The organism is Bifidobacterium pseudocatenulatum DSM 20438 = JCM 1200 = LMG 10505, assembly GCF_001025215.1.
GTDB lineage: Bacteria > Actinomycetota > Actinomycetes > Actinomycetales > Bifidobacteriaceae > Bifidobacterium > Bifidobacterium pseudocatenulatum.
This window is the reverse complement of sequence record NZ_AP012330.1, coordinates 2,236,384-2,253,532: the sequence shown is the minus strand read 5'-3', so window position 1 is coordinate 2,253,532 and position 17,149 is coordinate 2,236,384. Positions and strand designations below refer to the sequence as shown.

At 56.6% G+C, this 17,149-nt stretch carries 13 protein-coding genes; 8 read left to right on the top strand and 5 right to left on the bottom strand.

Annotated elements, in window-relative coordinates; translation table 11 throughout:
- Positions 1–125: 125 nt before the first annotated feature.
- From dcd to BBPC_RS09085, 3 genes are all read right to left on the bottom strand, one after another.
- Positions 126–707: a dCTP deaminase gene (gene dcd / locus BBPC_RS09095; RefSeq protein WP_004223871.1), complete on the bottom strand. Its 582-nt coding sequence runs from the start codon at positions 705–707 to the stop codon at positions 126–128.
- A gap of 247 nt (positions 708–954) precedes the next feature.
- Positions 955–1,758, bottom strand: a complete 804-nt coding sequence (locus BBPC_RS09090) for an alpha/beta hydrolase (protein WP_004223872.1) — start codon at positions 1,756–1,758, stop codon at positions 955–957.
- A 522-nt stretch (positions 1,759–2,280) separates the two neighbouring features.
- Entirely contained in the window at positions 2,281–4,353 is a 2,073-nt protein-coding gene (locus BBPC_RS09085; protein WP_033524421.1) for a cation:proton antiporter, read from the bottom strand.
- A gap of 105 nt (positions 4,354–4,458) precedes the next feature.
- Between BBPC_RS09085 and BBPC_RS09080 the strand changes: the two genes are divergently transcribed.
- Positions 4,459–4,908: a nucleoside deaminase gene (locus tag BBPC_RS09080; protein ID WP_004223875.1), complete on the top strand. Its 450-nt coding sequence runs from the start codon at positions 4,459–4,461 to the stop codon at positions 4,906–4,908.
- A 234-nt stretch (positions 4,909–5,142) separates the two neighbouring features.
- A complete protein-coding gene (locus BBPC_RS09075; protein WP_004223880.1) occupies positions 5,143–7,455 on the top strand; it encodes an alpha-galactosidase in 2,313 nt (770 codons plus the stop codon).
- 89 nt (positions 7,456–7,544) lie between these two features.
- On the opposite strand, the gene BBPC_RS09070 is transcribed toward BBPC_RS09075, so the two are convergent.
- Positions 7,545–8,747, bottom strand: a complete 1,203-nt coding sequence (locus BBPC_RS09070; RefSeq protein WP_033524420.1) for an ROK family protein — start codon at positions 8,745–8,747, stop codon at positions 7,545–7,547.
- A gap of 207 nt (positions 8,748–8,954) precedes the next feature.
- Between BBPC_RS09070 and BBPC_RS09065 the strand changes: the two genes are divergently transcribed.
- The 5 genes from BBPC_RS09065 (at position 8,955) to ilvA (ending at position 15,823) form a co-directional block, all read left to right on the top strand.
- Positions 8,955–10,247 (top strand): ABC transporter substrate-binding protein, encoded by a 1,293-nt coding sequence (locus BBPC_RS09065; protein WP_004223895.1) that lies wholly within the window; start codon positions 8,955–8,957, stop codon positions 10,245–10,247.
- Between the two features lie 14 nt (positions 10,248–10,261).
- A complete protein-coding gene (locus BBPC_RS09060) occupies positions 10,262–11,197 on the top strand; it encodes a carbohydrate ABC transporter permease (protein WP_004223898.1) in 936 nt (311 codons plus the stop codon).
- Positions 11,198–11,235: 38 nt separating this feature from the next.
- Positions 11,236–12,120 carry a carbohydrate ABC transporter permease gene (locus tag BBPC_RS09055; RefSeq protein WP_004223902.1) on the top strand — a complete coding sequence of 295 codons (885 nt, stop codon included), beginning with the start codon at positions 11,236–11,238 and terminating at the stop codon, positions 12,118–12,120.
- A gap of 401 nt (positions 12,121–12,521) precedes the next feature.
- A complete protein-coding gene (locus BBPC_RS09050; protein WP_004223905.1) occupies positions 12,522–14,342 on the top strand; it encodes a glycoside hydrolase family 13 protein in 1,821 nt (606 codons plus the stop codon).
- Positions 14,343–14,557: 215 nt separating this feature from the next.
- Positions 14,558–15,823 carry a threonine ammonia-lyase gene (ilvA, locus tag BBPC_RS09045; protein WP_004223909.1) on the top strand — a complete coding sequence of 422 codons (1,266 nt, stop codon included), beginning with the start codon at positions 14,558–14,560 and terminating at the stop codon, positions 15,821–15,823.
- 246 nt (positions 15,824–16,069) lie between these two features.
- Here ilvA and BBPC_RS09040 read toward each other — a convergent pair whose 3' ends face one another.
- Positions 16,070–16,825, bottom strand: coding sequence for an SIR2 family NAD-dependent protein deacylase (locus tag BBPC_RS09040; protein ID WP_004223912.1), 756 nt, complete (start codon positions 16,823–16,825; stop codon positions 16,070–16,072).
- 122 nt (positions 16,826–16,947) lie between these two features.
- On the opposite strand from BBPC_RS09040, the gene BBPC_RS10155 reads away from it, so the two are divergent.
- Positions 16,948–17,115 carry a hypothetical protein gene (locus tag BBPC_RS10155; protein WP_171025392.1) on the top strand — a complete coding sequence of 56 codons (168 nt, stop codon included), beginning with the start codon at positions 16,948–16,950 and terminating at the stop codon, positions 17,113–17,115.
- Positions 17,116–17,149: the final 34 nt, after the last annotated feature.

Below are 17,149 nucleotides of genomic sequence, written 5' to 3'. Positions count from 1 at the left end.
ATAGAAGATTGCAAAAAAGATTGGCTATCATGCGATATGTGATAGCCAATCTTTTTGTATTTTTGGTGGAATATCAATCGCCATATATCGACAATATATTGCGATAATCCAAGAATATTTGATGATTAGTCGGTGATGTCGGCTTTGTAGAAGTTCACGTAGGAACGGCTCGGCGTCGGACCGCGCTGACCCTGATAATGCGAGCCGGTGCCTTGCGAACCGTACGGATGTTCGGCGGGGGAGCTGAGCTGGAAAAAGCACATCTGGCCGATCTTCATGCCCGGCCACAACTTCACCGGCAATGTCGACACATTCGACAATTCCAACGTGATATGACCCTCGAAACCAGGGTCGATGAAGCCTGCGGTGGAATGTGTGAGAATGCCCAAGCGGCCCAGTGAGCTCTTGCCTTCCAGGCGGGCGGCAATCGTCGGATCAAGCTTCACGTACTCCCACGTGGAACCCAATGCGAACTCACCCGGATGCAGAATCCACGGTTCGCCCGGAGCCACCTCGAACTGCTCGGTCAGCTCGCCCTGATTCTCAGCCGGATCGACATACGTGTACGCATGATTGTTGAACAGACGGAAGAAACGGTCCAAACGCACGTCAATGGAAGCGGGCTGCACCATTTCCGGGGTCCATGGATCGAGTGAAATATGACCTTCGGCCTGCGCGGCGAGAATGTCGCGATCGGACAGCAGCATCGAAACTCCTTATTGCCAGGCACGCGAATGTGCCGGTATGGCGCTCGCCAACATTCGAACGTTCGCATGGTTGAGCGTGCGAATGCCGGCAATTGCGAAATGATTATTAGCTGGCTCTAGTCTAACGCGGTATCGCTATATCGTGGCTTATATCGGGTTGTAACGATTGCCGTGTGCTTGGTACGCAAAATCCGTTGCATCGGATTTTTCTGCAGGATTTTTCTACGGGATTCTTCCGCAGGATTTCTTACAGGATTCCCGGCGCGATATCGTGCGCGGCAAGCCAGTCGCGCAAATCGCTGAATTCGTTGAGACTGACCGCATGATCGAGTCCACGGTAGCTTTTCGACGTGAGGAACGTATGCTCGTCCAGCCAAGCGGCGGTTGCGAAAAGCTCCGGCATCGGAATCACGGTATCGTTCTTGCCATAGCCGTAGAACACAGGAATATTCAATTCCGCGACATGACTGTCGGCCGGCGCGCTACCGGCGACGATTCCCGGCGCAAGGAAGCCGGAAAGCGAGATTGACGCGGCGTACCGTTCCGGATGGACGCGCAGCAGATGAATCGCCAGCAAACCGCCCTGCGAAAAACCGATCGGCACTACAGCGCGATCTTCGGGAACATTGCGCGCAACCCAATCGTCAATGGCTTGAGCGGCAGCATAAGCGTCTCGATCCAGATCTTCGCCGGACGGCACGCAATCATGGAACCACGAATACGCGCCCTGACCGAAACCGAATTCACCGGAACCAGCCTCCTGCAGCACGAGCGGCGCGCGCAACGACGCGAAATCGTTATAAGGAGCCACGTAACGCATCATGTCGGCCAAATCGGCCTCATTGGAGCCCCAACCGTGCAGGCAGAGGAACAGCGGGCGTCGTGGAGCCGCATTGCCGCCCCCGCGCGAATACTGTACGTGCGTGACCTGCAGCGGCTCGCCGAACCTCCCTGGAACCACCTGCGATTCGCGCCCGATCAGACTGGTCGGGGTGTTTGGGTTGCTGGAGTCGTGGGAATCACTGGTCTCGTGCTCGCGTATTTCACTCATGCCTCCAATATACCCGTTCCAGCGGGGCAATCCTCCCAGTCACTGGAAGGATTGGGACGTTGGGCGGCTTGCCAGCGGGGTGATTGTTCCAGTGAGTGGCGGTTTCTGGACTTTGAGTGAGCTGCCAGCGGGCGGATTCTCCCACTGGCTGGAGGAATCCACCCGTTGAGGGCAAAAAGAAACCCCGGTGGAGAGAAAACCACCGGGGAGAGAAAGGAGAGAGAAGAAGAAAGGGTTCAATTGTCGGGAACTGCTGTGGGTTCCTGGTCGGCTCTTTTGCTGACATCTCCTATATAAACAGACGATGCTGAGTACATGTCTGGTGTTTTCTGGGAAATATCTGAGAATTTCAATTCCCTCATGTTTTAGATTGTGGAATGGCCTCCAGTTTGCCGCCTTCCACGCCGTGTTCCGTTCCTACAGTTGTCTCGTCCCCCACGTTTCCACAGTTCGTCCGCAGACAAACTCGCTGCGGATCACCGGCTCACGCCAGCTTGCTGATCCCATCAGATCAGTTGGATGCTAGATCTGCGCGTCGGCGTCCACGCTCATCACATACACGTTGCGTCGCAGCTGCTTGGATTGCGCGCGCGTAATGTCACCCGCCTCGTACATGTCTTGGATCACACCCAGCTCGATACCGTAGCTTTCGCGCTTCACCTCTTCCGCCTGCGCCTGCGCCTCCGCGCTCGTGCCCACATTCGGGCGCGACCTCAGCGTAGCCTCGCCTCGTCGGTAATCCAGCAGCAGTGCCGAGCAATGTTCCGTATTGTACGTGTCGCGGCCCATCTCCTCATACAGGCGGTCGATCACATGTTCGATGGCATCCACCTGCACCGCGCGGGTGTGCGCGAACAGCTCGTCGTCGCTGAACAGCGGGGTAGTGCGGCGAATGCGGCTGTTCACACGCTTCACCACCGTGCCCAAACGCCTCTGCAACGCCCTGAAGCGGCCTTTGACTCGCCAGATGGTGCGTCCGGAATTATGTTCCGTTTCGATATGGCGCAGAGAGCTCATGATCTGGTCGAGCAGGCGCTCGCATGCTTCGATTTCCAGATCGTGCGCTGCCTTGTCGTCGTTCGTCGTCGCCTTGACTTTCGCCAGTCGCGCCTTGACGTATTCCTTCTCCCAGTTGAGCGCGTCGATCTGCAGTTGCATATACCCTTGCGGATCGATTTCTCCGATGCGCTGCTTCAGTCGTGTGATACGTTTCGTATACGAGTCGATGATCATCAGCACCGCACGACGATTGTCGGGTGTGACTCGTCCCGTCAGTTCCTCCACGGTCCGTCGCAGCACTTCGATGGTGATTTCGGTCATTTCCACGGAAGTGTCTTTATTGCGATTCGGCGCCAGCAGCGGCAGCAGGAAGTTGGCGAGCAGCAAGGTTACGACGATCACGCCACCTGCGATGAAGATCAGTTCGTCACGCATGGGGAACCACGCGCCTCCCGTAATGGTGTACGGGATCGTGAACATCAATGACAGGGTGATGGTGCCTTTCGGCCCGCCGAACGTCATGACCGCGGCCGAACGCCAACGTTGCGCCGTCATCTTGCGTCGCTTGCCGGTGACGGTATCTCGCGCGAGACGTAGCATCAATGAAATCCACAGGAATCGCATGATGATTACCACTGCGGAAACCGTAAGAATCGCAACCAGTAGCAGCCAATTGCTGACTTGCGGATCGTCCCAGCTTGCGCTCATCGCATTCGGCAGCAACATGCCAAGCAGAATGAACACCGTGCCGTTGAGCGTGAACGAGAATACCCCCCATACGCTTGACGAAACAATGTTGGTGCGAGCCACATTCGGGCCGATGCCGGTGCGATCGAAACGGATGATCAAACCGGCCGTCACCACCGAAAGAATGCCGGAAACATGCACCGCTTCCGCACCCAAATACAGAATGAACGGCAGGAACAATTCCATCAAAATACGGCTTGTGGTCGTCTCCCAGCCGAAAGATCGCAACGATTCAAATAACAGGTCGGCGACCATGCCTACTGCCAAGCCGAAAATGGCGCCGCCGAAGAATGAGAACACGAACTGTGCGGCCGAATCGCCCACTGTAAACACGCCACTGACGGCCGCCGCGATCGCGAACTGGAAGCCGACGATGCCGGACGCGTCGTTGAATAGCGATTCGCCTTTAAGTACGCTGGTTTGACGTTGCGTAAGCGCGGCTTCCTTGCCGAGCGACGATACGGCGACCGCGTCGGTCGGTCCAAGTGCGGCGCCGAGCGCCAGTGCCGCGGCAAGGGGAATTGCGGGCCATACGGCATGCAGTGCGAAACCAACGGCCACCATGGTTGCGATCGCTAGTCCAATTGCCAATGAAAGCGACAATGTAACGGATTTCAGCAGCTCGCTTTTGTCGATTTCATGCGCTTCCAAATACAGTAGCGGCGCGATGAACAGCACCATGAACAGTTCCGGATCGAGCGTGACGTTCGGGAAAAACGGCAATTGCGACGCCAGCGCACCCAACGCGATCTGCACGAGCGGTGTGGAAACCTTGGGAATGAAACGGCTGAGGAATGAAGATAGTACGACGGCGGCGATAATACATACAATCAACTCGAATGCCGCCAACGTGCCTCCTTTGCGCGCATTTTCCAAACCCTTCCAGCCTACCAAGAGGTATTTATGGGCGTGTTTCGTCTTTTGCTTCACGCGAGCAACCGTATAGTGGCGGGTATGCAGTGGAGTGACGACATGGAGCTGGCGATTGAATTGGCCCGCGAGGCCGCCGCGGAAGGCGAGGTACCGGTCGGTGCCGTCGTGCTTGACGCTGGGGGAGCGGTGATCGGCAGTGGCCGTAATCTGCGCGAGGCGCACGCCGATCCGTTGGCGCACGCCGAGGTCAAGGCCATGACGCAGGCCGCTCGGTCGCTTGGTACGTGGAATCTTGCCGATTGCACGTTGATTGTTACCTTGGAGCCGTGCCCGATGTGCGCCGGCGCGTGCCTGCAAACGCATGTCGGACGAATCGTGTTCGGCGCGTGGGATGCCAAGTTGGGTGCATGCGGTTCGATTTGGGACATTCCTCGCGACCCGCATGTCGGTCATGTTCCGGAAGTTATCGGCGGCGTTCGTGAATCGGAATGCGCACGATTGATGACTGATTTTTTCGCTGGAAAACGATAATTGCGATTTTGTAGTCGCAAAAACGTAAGAAATATTGAAATGCCAAGTAAATCTTGGTAAAGATGATTGCGATTTCAACGGTAATGTTTACGTAATAATATTTCTTGCGATTCTATGGTCGCAAGAAATACTTTCCGACCGAAAGAAACACGCTCGGCGACGTCAACAAATGAAGCTTGTCATACCATCGAAGGTGACAGTACAAGGCAATCGCAATATGTAAAGGATGCTGCAATGACGCTCATTCAGACCTTCCATGGCAACGCTACCAACGGTACCGAACTCACTGCGGTCTACGCCGAACAGCCAGCCGCAAACGTGGCGTTCGCGCTCGTATTCCCCGGCAATGATCTGCCGCGACTCGTGCATTGGGGTCGCCCGCTCGCAGCCCCGGCAACCGTGATCGACATGTTCGACGCGCAAATGCCACAGCGTGTTTCTGGCGCACTCGACTACACCTCATGGCCGAGCGTGCTGCCCACGCAATCCGAATCCTGGATCGGCGCAACCCGCTTTGATGTGCGTCGCGACGGCGTGGAACTGTTCTGCAAGTTCGCAGTCAGCAACATCACCGCCGAAACCGTGGCGGCTGGCAAAACCTACGTCATGGGCGAAAAAGACGGATACCCGAACTGGAGCGTGGCCGACGAACCCAAGCAAACCCCAACCGTCACCGTCACCGCCGAAGACGAGGAACAGCATGTGAAACTCATCTGGACCTGCGAACTCGACGAAACCGGCCTCATCCGCCAGAACGCCGAAGTCGTGAACACCGGCGAAGGCCAGCTCGAAGTCGGCAAGATCGAACTCGCATTCACCGTGCCGGCCGACGCCAACGAAATCCTCACCACCACCGGCCACCATCTGCGCGAACGCTCCCCGCAGCGCCAGGACTTCACCCTCGGCCGCTTCGCCAAAGCATCCATGGCCGGACGCCCAGACTTCGATGCCACCCTGCTGCTCAGCGTCGGCGAAAAAGGCTTCGGCTTCACGCACGGCAACGTCTACTCCGCACACGTGGCATGGAGCGGTAACAGCGTGCTCTCCGCGGAACGCCTGCCATACACCAGCGGCGTGATCGGCGGCGGCGAAGTACTGTTCGGCGGCGAAATCAGCCTCGCCAATGGAGAGTCCTACACCACCCCATGGCTCATCGGCTCCTACGGCGAAGGCCTCAACGAAGTCGCAGCCCGCTTCCACAGCTACATTCGCCGAGTGCACCGCGACTGGCTTGCTGAACACAACATCGCGCCCAAGCCGCGCCCGGTCATTCTCAACACATGGGAAGCCGTCTACTTCAACCACGATTATGACACCCTCACCGCACTCGCCGACAAGGCCGTGGAAAGTGGTGTGGAACGCTTCGTCGTGGACGATGGCTGGTTCGGCTCCCGCCGCGACGACACCTCCGGCCTCGGAGATTGGCAGATTTCGCAGGACGTGTGGCCCGACGGCGACAAGTCGCTCAAGGCGCTTGCCGATTACGTGCACGGCAAGGGACTCGAATTCGGTCTGTGGTTCGAACCGGAAATGGTCAACCCTGATTCCGACCTGTTCCGCGCACACCCCGACTGGGTGTTGAAGCCCACCGAAGGCCGTCTGCCCATGCAAGGACGTACCCAGCAGGTCGTGGACCTGACCAATCCGGACGCCTACGACTACATTTACGGCGCAATGGACAAGCTCGTCGGCGAACTCGGCATCGACTACATCAAGTGGGATCACAACAAACTCGTCACCGAAGCCGTCTCCCCGCGCACCGGACGCCCGGCAGTGCACCAGCAGACGCTCGCCGTATATCGCATTTTCACTGATCTGAAGGCCGCGCATCCAGGACTTGAAATCGAAAGCTGCTCTTCCGGCGGTGGCCGCGTGGACCTCGGCATCCTCGAAGTGGCCGACCGCATTTGGGGATCCGACTGCGTCGACCCGGTGGAACGCGCCGACATCCAGCGCTACACCTCGTTGCTCGTGCCGCCGGAAATGATCGGCGAACATGTGGGCGCATCCCCGGCGCACTCCACGCACCGCGCCACCACGCAGGAACTGCGTATGGCCATGGCCTTCTTCGGACACATGGGCATCGAATGGAACCTGCTCAAGGAACCGCAGGAAGATATCGACAAGCTCGCCGAATGGGTCGCCGAATTCAAGAAGCATCGCGAATGGTTCGCCGTCGACACAGTCGTGCATTCCGACGCAGCCGATCCGGCAGTGCGCTTGGACGGTGTGGTCATGCCTAACCAAGCGGCCGCCATCTACCGTTTCACCCAGCTCACCACCTCGCAGACCTACCCGGCCGCGCCGGCACGCCTGCCCGGACTCGACCCTGACAAGGTGTATGAGGTGTCGCCGCTTGACGTGAGCCTCGATCTCGCCAAGCAAGACATCGCCAACGGACAGAGCCCGCTCGGCTGGTGGAAGGCCGGAGGCGTGAGGATGACCGGACGCGCGCTCGCCACGTACGGCATCCGCCCGCCGGCACTGCACCCGGCGCAAGCAGTCCTTTTCAAGGCCGTGCTTGCGCCCGTCGAGAGCGCTGAATAAGCCGTAATCGCATAACAAAAATCCTCCCTGAAACAAAGGGGAGGATTTTTTGTATTGCAAGACAATCAATCGCAATCAATCGCAATCAATCAGCCAACATATTGCCGAATTGCCTGTGATGCGGCCGCCTTGGCCCACAAAGCCCAATCGTGGTCGGGAATTTCAAAATCCACTGGCGCGGCCTGGCTATGCCGATACATGTTGATGCCGTTGCGCAAGTCGTCAATGCCGAATTTTGCGATGAACGACGATTCTCCGGCGATCATGATTTTGTCTGGCATGGCAAGATTGGCGATGGTCGCCACCAGGGTGCCGAGACGGAAGCAGGTGCGGTTCACCAGATTCGTCGCTTGCGGTTTGTTCGCGCGTGCGTCACGTGCGAAATCGTCGAATGATGCGGGATGTCCGATGATTTGCGAATATTCCGCCGCGATCGAGTTGTCGGACAGGCATTGCGCGCATCCCCTGTGTCCGGAAACACAACGCGGCCCATCCGGATCGACCAGAATATGCCCGACCAAACCGTAACTTTTATCCGGACAGCTTACCAGCTCGCCGTTGACTGTCAACGAATAGCCGACGCCCGCGCCGAACGTCAGCACCGCGAAGCTATTCAATCCAACGCCCGGTCCAAACAGGCAGGCGTCAACCACCAACGAATCGATATCGTTGTAAATTCCGGTAGGCAATCCGGTCGCCTCACGAACCATGACGGAAAGTTCCACGGGCTGCGACCAGTGCATGAACGGTGCGAACGTCACCACGGTACCGTCGACAATATGCCCGCCAAGCGAGATTCCCACAGCGCACGGTTTCGGCCAGCCCGCCATCTCCGCCTCGTCGGAACAGTCGGTCGTCAGTTGTTTGATCAGCGCGACCACGGTCTGCGGGGAAGCGTCTTCGATTTTCAGATCATGGCATCCGGTGATGATCTGCCCGATTGCGTTGACCGCAACTGCCGAAATATGCGTCGCGTTGATTTTCATGCCAACGAAAGATCGCGCATTCGCAATCACCTGCAATCCGGTTTGCGGGCGGCCGCGACGTTCCGTATTTTCTTTCTGCACGAAACCTTTCGGCAGTTTGCCGGCCTTGCCGGATGGCATCGGCGTCTCCTCAATCACGCCCGCATAAATCAGATCGCTGGTAATTCGGGAAACAGCACCCTGCGAAAGTCCTAAAATCTGCGCCAACGTAATGCGTGAAATCGGACCATATTTCATGATGCAAGCCGCGACTTTATGGGTATATTCCGAGCCTTCAAACCACTGTGGCAGAGGTGAAACCGCCATCTGAACCATCCTTCGTGCTCCCGTTCGCGCACATCGTGCGTCAAATTACTTTCTCAGAGTAACAAAATCTCGTCGTTTTTGTTTTCCGCCCCGCACAGGCGCGCTGAGCTGGGAATGAAAACTGCCCCCTTCTATAATTCTCAGTAACGGTGGTGTGGTAAGGAAGCCGCTCCACCGTAATAGAGAAAAGATACAAAGGAGTCGAGAATGAAACCTGATTCCACCACTAGTGTAGGTAAATTCAGGAGGATTGTATACCGCGCTCTTACGGCCGCATGCGCAATCGCGTTGACGGCCGGCCTTGCAGGTTGCGGCAACAGCACCGCTGGAACCGTCACTTTGGATTTCTTCCAATTCAAAGCCGAAGCGGCGGACTGGTTCACCGCAAAAGCAAAGGAATTTGAGAAAACCCATCCCAACATCAAAGTCAACGTCAACAATTCGTCCGACGCAACCACCGATCTGCGTACGCGACTGGTGAAAAATCGTGAACCCGACGTCATCACCATCAATGGCGACATTAATTTCGGCATGCTCGCCGAAGCGGGTGTTTTCCACGATTTCACCGACGATGACATCGTCGACGAACTCAATCCAGGCATGGTGAACATCGCCAAGAGCCTTGTACAAACCAACGACGAATCCAAGAAGCGCCTGTACGGCCTGCCGTATGCGGGCAACGCGTCCGGCTACATCATCAACGCCGACGTGTGGGAGGAAGCGGGCGAGGATCCCGACAATCCACCGCAGACGTGGAGCGAATTCATCGACCTGCTGCAACGCTTCAAGAGCAAGGGCATTGTACCGATCGAAGCGAGCACCGCCGATCCGTGGACACTCCAGGCGCCGCTGGCGTCACTCAACTCCACGCTGGTGCCGGAATCCGAATATCTTTCCCTCAAAGACGGATCGAAGAAATTCTCCGACCTGTGGGGCACTGTCAGCGATCAGCTGGTCGAGATCTACCAGAACTACACGCAGAAGAATCCGGCCGTCACTTACCAGCAGGCCACGCAGGATCTGGCCGCAGGCAAAGCCGCGATTCTGCCACTCGGCACCTACGCGATTCCGCAGATCCGACTCATCAACAGCGATGCCAACCTGCGGTTCGCGCAAATGCCGGCAACCGACGATGCCAGCGAACAGCAGCTCACGGCAGGCGATGACGTGATTCTGACCATGGGTGCGCACACCAAGCATGAGAAGGAAGCGCGCGAATTCATCGACTTCCTGATGAACGACGAAAACATCAAGGACTACTCCAAGCGGCAGTCCGCATTTACCCCCTACAAAGACACGTATGTGGGCGATGAAGCGCTGAACGGTGTGCTCGACTTCTACCGGGCGGGCAAACTGGCCGACTTCTGCGACCATTACGTGCCAGCCAGCATCAACCTCGCAGGCTTCCTGCAGACGCTGGTTCAGTCGGGCAACACCGAAAAATTCCTGAACAGCGTGCAATCCGAATATGACAAGATCGAAGCCAGAAACTTCAGGTGAGAGGAGGAACGGACATGACTACCGCACATACTGCAAATACTGCGAAGAACTCGGCAGAAAATTCCAAGAATAAGGTTTCGAAATATTCCAAGCGCAAGGTCGATCCGGCATTTTATTGGATGACCGTTCCGGCTGTGATTCTGGTGTCCATCTTCCTGTATTGGCCGTTCCTGCAGGGCGCGGCATACTCGTTCACCAATTCGCAGGGTTATGGTGATTTCAAATTCATCGGATTGAAGAATTATATTGCGATGTTCCAGGATTCTCGCGTCGGTCACGCGTACCTGTTCACTATTCTCATCGCAATTTTGATTACGATCGGCACGAATTTTCTTGGCATGTTCCTTGCGGTGCTGCTGAATTCGAAAATCGCGTTCAAAAACGGATTCCGTGCGATCTTCTTCATTCCGTACACCTTGTCGGTGTTGGTGATCGGCTATGTGTTCAAGTACATTTTCATGACGCCGCTGCCGGCGCTCGGTCAGGCGCTGCATATTGATTGGCTGTCGACGTCAATGATTTCCAATCCGGATTTGGCATGGTTCCCGATTGTGTTCCTGTCAATCTGGCAGGGCGTGGCCTACTCCACGCTGCTGTATTTGGCTGGCCTACAGACCATCGACAACGAGATTTATGAGGCGGCTGCGATCGATGGCGTGAGCGCTTGGCAGAACTTCTGGCAGATCACCTTCCCGCTGATCGGCCCGTTCTTCACCATCAACATGGTGTTGAGCCTCAAGAATTCGCTCGGCGCGTTCGACCAGATCATGGCATTGACCAAGGGCGGCCCGGATTCCAAGACCGAAACCGTCTCGTATCTGATCTTCCAGAACGGCCTTGGCAATGGCGAATACTCCTACCAGATGGCGAACGCGGTCACGTTCTTCATCGTGCTGGCAATCCTGGCCTTCGTGCAGCTGAAGTTCTTCAGCGGCAAGGAGAAGGTCTGAGCAAGGGTCTGAAAGTCTGAAGGTAAAGAGGAAATATCATGACTAGCGCAACTGTTGCAAAGACTGCAGCCAAGACTACTCAATCGCAGGCAAAGCCGGAGAAAATCCGCAGGGATCATAAGGTCAACTGGTGGCTGACCGCGGCTGTGGCCGTGTTGAGCCTTACCGTGCTCGTGCCGTTGTATTTCGCTGTGGTCACCGCGTTGAAGACTCCGAGCGAGGCTGGTACGTTCAGCTTGCCGACCACATGGGAATGGCATAATTTCGCCGATGCGTGGAATAAGGTGAACTATCCGAAGGCCGCGCTTAATTCCGCAATCATCACCGTGTGCGCGGTGGTGTTGACGCTGCTGACGAACACGTTCGTCGCGTATGCTGTGGCAAGGAATATGGATAAGCGATTCTTCCGTTTCCTGTACTACTTCTTCCTTGCGATGATGTTCGTGCCGTTCACGGTGATCATGCTTCCGATTGCGAAGGAAATGGGTTCGCTGCATCTTGATAATCAGCTTGGTTTGATTATTTTGTACACGATTCTCGGTATTGGTACGAATCTGTTTATTGCGATTGGTTTCATTCGTTCGATTCCGATTTCGTTGGAAGAGGCGGCTCGTATCGACGGTGCTTCCACCTGGCGTATTTTCTGGACGATCATTTTCCCGCTGATGGGTCCGATTAATGCCACGATTGCGATTTTGACCGCACTGTGGGCTTGGAACGACTTCCTGCTGCCGTTGATCACGCTGACCGATCAGAGCAATCAGACGATTCCGCTCGCACAGTACGTGTTCCAAAGCCAGTTCACGTCGAACTATCCGATGGCCTTCGCGTCCTACCTGATGGCCATGGCTCCGGTCCTCATCGTCTACATCTTCGCCCAGAAGTGGGTCGTCGGTGGAGTGATGAGGGGAGCCGTTAAGTGAGCAGCCCAGTGGTCTGTTCATAGGCTCTCCCTGAGCGAGCCGATAGGCGAGTGAAGGCAGGGACAACGCGGCCGTAGGCCGTCCGTTCAGGAAGTAACACTTCACAGCACCGAGCGGGACTGGCCTATCCCACTCCCCAGCGCGGGACGTTCCATTTCCCTTTCTGGAACGTCCCGCGTTTTTATTTTTGCGGATTGGTTTTTCGCGTCCGTAAGAAGCGTATTCTTTTCTTGCTTTGCACAACTCGCCGCGGGAAAGAAAGAAAAACAGGGTTGCATACCATAGGGGAGTAGGCAAAATCGATCTTCTGCATGAAGCTGACATGAGCTGAAAACGGGCAGAGTCAGTCACGAAAGATCGAACGAAAATCCAACAAACGTCAAGCAAAGGAGCTCCACGACATGACGAATTTCAATCGTTCCACCCTTCCCGACACCGTGCGTTCCAACGGCGCGACCCCGAACCCGTGGTGGGCCAACGCGGTGGTGTATCAGGTGTATCCTCGTTCCTTCCAAGACACGAACGGCGACGGCATCGGCGATCTGAAGGGCATCACCAGCCGTCTTGACTATCTGGCCGATCTTGGCGTGGACGTGGTGTGGTTGAGCCCGGTCTACAAGTCGCCGCAGGACGACAACGGCTACGATATTTCCGATTATCAGGATATCGATCCGCTGTTCGGCACCTTGGAGGATATGGACGAGCTGCTTGCCGAAGCGCACAAGCGCGGTCTGAAGATCGTGATGGATTTGGTGGTCAACCACACGTCCGACGAGCATGCTTGGTTCCAGGCTTCCCGCGACAAGGACGATCCGCATGCCGACTGGTATTGGTGGCGTCCAGCCAGGCCGGGGCATGAGCCGGGCACTCCGGGTGCCGAGCCGAACCAGTGGGGTTCCTATTTCGGCGGTTCCGCTTGGGAGTACGATCCGAAGCGCGGCGAGTATTTCTTCCACCAGTATTCCAAGAAGCAGCCGGATTTGAATTGGGAGAATCCGGAAGTGCGCAAGGCCGTCTACAAGATGATGAATTGGTGGATGGATCGCGGCATTGACGGCTTCCGTATGGATGTGATCACGCAGGTTTCGAAGACTGTTGATAAGAACGGCAAGCTGCCGGGAGAAGACGGCTGCGAGATTGAGGATTATCCGGTTGGTGAGGAAGGCTATTCCAGCCCGTTCCCATGGTGCTCCGACGGTCCGCGCATCGACGAGTTCCTTGCCGAAATGCGCCGCGAAGTGTTCGAAGGCCGCGAAGGCTACATGAACGTCGGCGAAGCGCCGGGCATCACTCCGGCACGCAACGAGCATGTCACCGATCCGAAGAACGGCGAACTTGACATGCTGTTCCTGTTCGACCACGTGGGCATCGACCAGGAAGGTTCCAAGTGGAACACCGTGCCGTTCGAAGTCAAGAATCTGCGCGCCCGCCTCGCCGACCAGCAGGAGGCTGTGAAGAACGCCGGCTGGGCCAGCCTGTTCTTCTGCAACCATGATCAGCCGCGCGTCGTCTCCCGTTGGGGCAATGACACGGACCGTGAGTCGCGCGAGCTGAGCGCCAAGGCGTTCGGCATGCTGCTGCACATGCACCGCGGCACCCCTTACATTTACGAGGGCGAAGAGCTGGGCATGACCAACGCACACTTCACCACGCTCGAGCAGTACCGCGATCTGGAATCCATCAACGCCTACCGCCAGCGCGTGGAAGAAGCAAAATGCCAGTCCGCAGAATCGATGATGGCGGCGCTCGCGCTCATCGGCCGCGACAATTCGCGCACGCCGATGCAGTGGGATGCCTCCAGGTATGCAGGTTTCACCGCGCCGGACGCGGCGACGGAACCGTGGATCGGCGTCAATCCGAATCATGTCGAGATCAACGCAGCCGAGGAATTCGACGATCCCGGATCCGTGTACAGCTTCTACAAGAAGCTCATCGCCATGCGCCACAACAACGCGACCATCGCGACGGGCGAATGGAATCTGGTCGCGGCAGACAGCGAGCAGGTGTATTCCTTCACCCGTACCAGCGGCGACGACACGATTCTCGTCATCGTCAATCTCACTGATAGGACGGCGCAGGTGCCTGCTGAGGTCGCGCAACTGCTTGAGGATGGCGTGGGCGAGTCGCAGGTACTGCTCAGCACCTATGATGCTGTGCATAGCGTAAAGTCGGTCGCTCGCGGCGAGCTCGCTCGCTGGGAGGGGGTCGTGATTCAGCTCTGATCGATCTTTCCTATAAACTCTCTGCAAAAAGCGTTCGTGCGATTCATCACGGGATCGTACGAACGCTTTTTCTTTATTTGTATTGTGATTTATCAGATTATGTATTGCGATTATTCCTGATTGCTTGTGATTACTTTTCGCAAGCAATCTCACTTTTCATCGCGAAAGCCGCATGATAAGGCAGTTTCGGCAGACGTACGCTTACAATAACGCTCATGGAACAAAACGAGGTTCTCAAAGCATTGCAGCGCGATCACGCAGCTGAACTGAAACTAGCCGCCGAACGACTCAAGGGCACTGCGCGCCACACGGAAATCATTCCGTCCAAGGTGCTGTCCGACATGACCGGACATGAGATTCTGCTCAAGCCTGAGAATCTCCAGGTCACCGGATCGTTCAAGATTCGCGGCGCCTACAACAAGATCGCATCCCTGAGTGATGAGCAGCTGGCTCGCGGCATTGTCACCGCTTCCGCGGGCAACCATGCGCAGGGCGTGGCCTATGCGGCTCGCGAACGTGGTGCGAAGGCAACGATCTGCATGCCGCAGATCACTCCGCCGCTGAAGGTTGACGCCACCAAGGCGTACGGTGCAGACGTGGTGCTGTACGGCGAGGTGTTCGACGAATCCGCAGCCCGCGCCCAGGAATTGAGCGACACCGAAGGCATGATCTACGTGCCGCCATTCGACGATTACGAGGTGCTGTGCGGTCAGGGCACCATCGGCCTTGAAATCCTCGAAGACGTGCCGAACGTCACCGACGTGGTCGTACCGCTGGGCGGTGGCGGTCTTGGTGCCGGTGTGGCGCTCGCCATCAAGACGTTCAAGCCGGAAGTGCGCGTGATCGGCGCGATTCCGGAGGGTAGCCCAGCATGGAAGAATTCGCTGGCCGCAGGTCATGTGGTTGCCGCCGACCAGGTGCGCACGTCCGCCGAGGGCGTCGCCGTGAAGCGTCCGGGCGATCTCACGTTCGCGCTGCTCAACGAATTCCTTGACGACATCGTCACCGTGACCGAGCGTGACATCAACGAGATGATCCTGCTCATGCTCGAAAAGCACAAGCTGGTGGTTGAGGCTGCCGGCGCTGTGTCTCTGGCTGCGCTCGAGCACCTCAACCTGCGCTCGCGCAAGTTCGCTGAGGCGAAGGGTCCGCATGTGGTGGTGCCGATCATGTCTGGCGGTAATGAAGACACTGTGTCCATTGGCGCTGTGATTCAGAAGGGTATGATCACGCGTGGCCGCATCATGCATTTCGAGGTCGAGCTGCCCGATACCCCGGGACAGCTGGTGAAGGTCGCCACATTGCTGGCCGAGCAGCGTGCGAACGTTATCGCGCTGGATCACGACCAGTTCAAGGCGTCCAGCCATTACGCGAATGCCGTGGCTTTGGGCGTGACGGTTGAAACGAATGGTCCCGACCACATTGATCGTGTGCTCGAGGCATTGCGGGAAGCCGGTTTCCAGCCGAAGCGCATTTACTGATTTCAGTACCGTTTTTCAGTATTTGATAACCAATAAGGGTCTTGGAAAGCCTTGCGATGATTTCTGATTGTCGCAAAGCAATCCAAGACCCTTTTGTTGTTTATATTGCTTGACTAGCCGTTACGTCATTCGGATTTTTGTCGTTGAAAAATTCGGATTTTGGTAACGACCAACCAAAACCGGTGTAATTCCAACGATTTGTGCCGGTACTGCAAGACGTACGAGAAAACGTATTTACTGTGCGGCTTACTGCTCGGCGGTGATGGTTTCGTCGACGAGCTGCGGCAGGGCGACGGCGATATCGTCGTGGATAAGCCGGTCGGCCAACCGATCGTATTGCGTGCGTCCCATGTTCATAATGGTGATCGGCACGCCCGCCTCTGCGGCTATGGGCACGATGCTTGCCGCGGGCATGACTTCCAGCGTGGATCCGATGACCCACAGTTCGTCGGCCTGCGTTGCGAGTCGATACGATTTTTCGAGCGCGCCGTCCGGCAGCGCCTCGCCGAAGTAGACCACGTCGGTTTTGATGAGTCCGTTGCATGGCATGTTGCCGCTGTAGGGCAGTCTGCGATGGCAGTGCGGATCGGGTTCGTTGTCGAGATTCGCCATGATGTCGGCGGTGTCATATTTTGCATGGCACTTCATGCAGTGCGAGGTACCGATGGTGCCATGCAGATTGACGATGACGTCGCTGCTATTGCCGGCTTTTTCATGCAATGCGTCGAAGTTTTGTGTGGCGAGCAGCGTCAGCATGCCAGCCTGTTCCAGTTTGACGAGCGCTTTATGTGCGGTGCCCGGCTGTGCGGTCCACACGGGTGATTCCTTCTGCCAACGCCAGGAATACTTGCGATCTTCCTCGTGGCAAAGGAATGCTTCGATGTCATACACTTGCGTTTGTTCAGGGTGCTTAGTCCAGACGCCATCCGGTCCACGGAAGTCGGGAATACCTGCGGACGTGGAAATCCCCGCCCCCGTCAATACTGCGATCTTTTTGCTCATATCTTAGGTATAGCCGCACGACGTAACTTCTGATGTTTCACGTGAAACAGGGAACATCGGGCAATCAAATTCGAGAAAAGCAATCTTAATAATCATGCATGGAAAGGAATGAGAGGTGCATTATGACTACTGATATTGCACAAAACATTGCAGATGATGGCGCTGATGCGGCCGAGACTGCCGAAACGACCGAGACGGTTACGGCGATCGGGGCAATCGATATCGAATCGATGGTGGCGCCGCCGTCGCCGACACAGCTTGCCCCGATTCCGACGCCGCGAGCAGACTAAGTTCTTCCCGCACACTGATGAGTTTCCGGAAGGC

What these genes read in the sequence shown, in the direction of transcription:
- BBPC_RS09080 (WP_004223875.1), top strand. Translation starts at nt 4,459, where the DNA reads ATGCAGTGGAGTGACGACATGGAGCTGGCGATTGAATTGGCCCGCGAG.
- BBPC_RS09070 (WP_033524420.1), bottom strand. Translation starts at nt 8,747, where the DNA reads ATGGCGGTTTCACCTCTGCCACAGTGGTTTGAAGGCTCGGAATATACC.
- BBPC_RS10155 (WP_171025392.1), top strand. Translation starts at nt 16,948, where the DNA reads ATGACTACTGATATTGCACAAAACATTGCAGATGATGGCGCTGATGCG.
- BBPC_RS09050 (WP_004223905.1), top strand. Translation starts at nt 12,522, where the DNA reads ATGACGAATTTCAATCGTTCCACCCTTCCCGACACCGTGCGTTCCAAC.
- BBPC_RS09040 (WP_004223912.1), bottom strand. Translation starts at nt 16,825, where the DNA reads ATGAGCAAAAAGATCGCAGTATTGACGGGGGCGGGGATTTCCACGTCC.
- BBPC_RS09055 (WP_004223902.1), top strand. Translation starts at nt 11,236, where the DNA reads ATGACTAGCGCAACTGTTGCAAAGACTGCAGCCAAGACTACTCAATCG.
- ilvA (WP_004223909.1), top strand. Translation starts at nt 14,558, where the DNA reads ATGGAACAAAACGAGGTTCTCAAAGCATTGCAGCGCGATCACGCAGCT.
- BBPC_RS09075 (WP_004223880.1), top strand. Translation starts at nt 5,143, where the DNA reads ATGACGCTCATTCAGACCTTCCATGGCAACGCTACCAACGGTACCGAA.
- dcd (WP_004223871.1), bottom strand. Translation starts at nt 707, where the DNA reads ATGCTGCTGTCCGATCGCGACATTCTCGCCGCGCAGGCCGAAGGTCAT.
- BBPC_RS09065 (WP_004223895.1), top strand. Translation starts at nt 8,955, where the DNA reads ATGAAACCTGATTCCACCACTAGTGTAGGTAAATTCAGGAGGATTGTA.
- BBPC_RS09090 (WP_004223872.1), bottom strand. Translation starts at nt 1,758, where the DNA reads ATGAGTGAAATACGCGAGCACGAGACCAGTGATTCCCACGACTCCAGC.
- BBPC_RS09060 (WP_004223898.1), top strand. Translation starts at nt 10,262, where the DNA reads ATGACTACCGCACATACTGCAAATACTGCGAAGAACTCGGCAGAAAAT.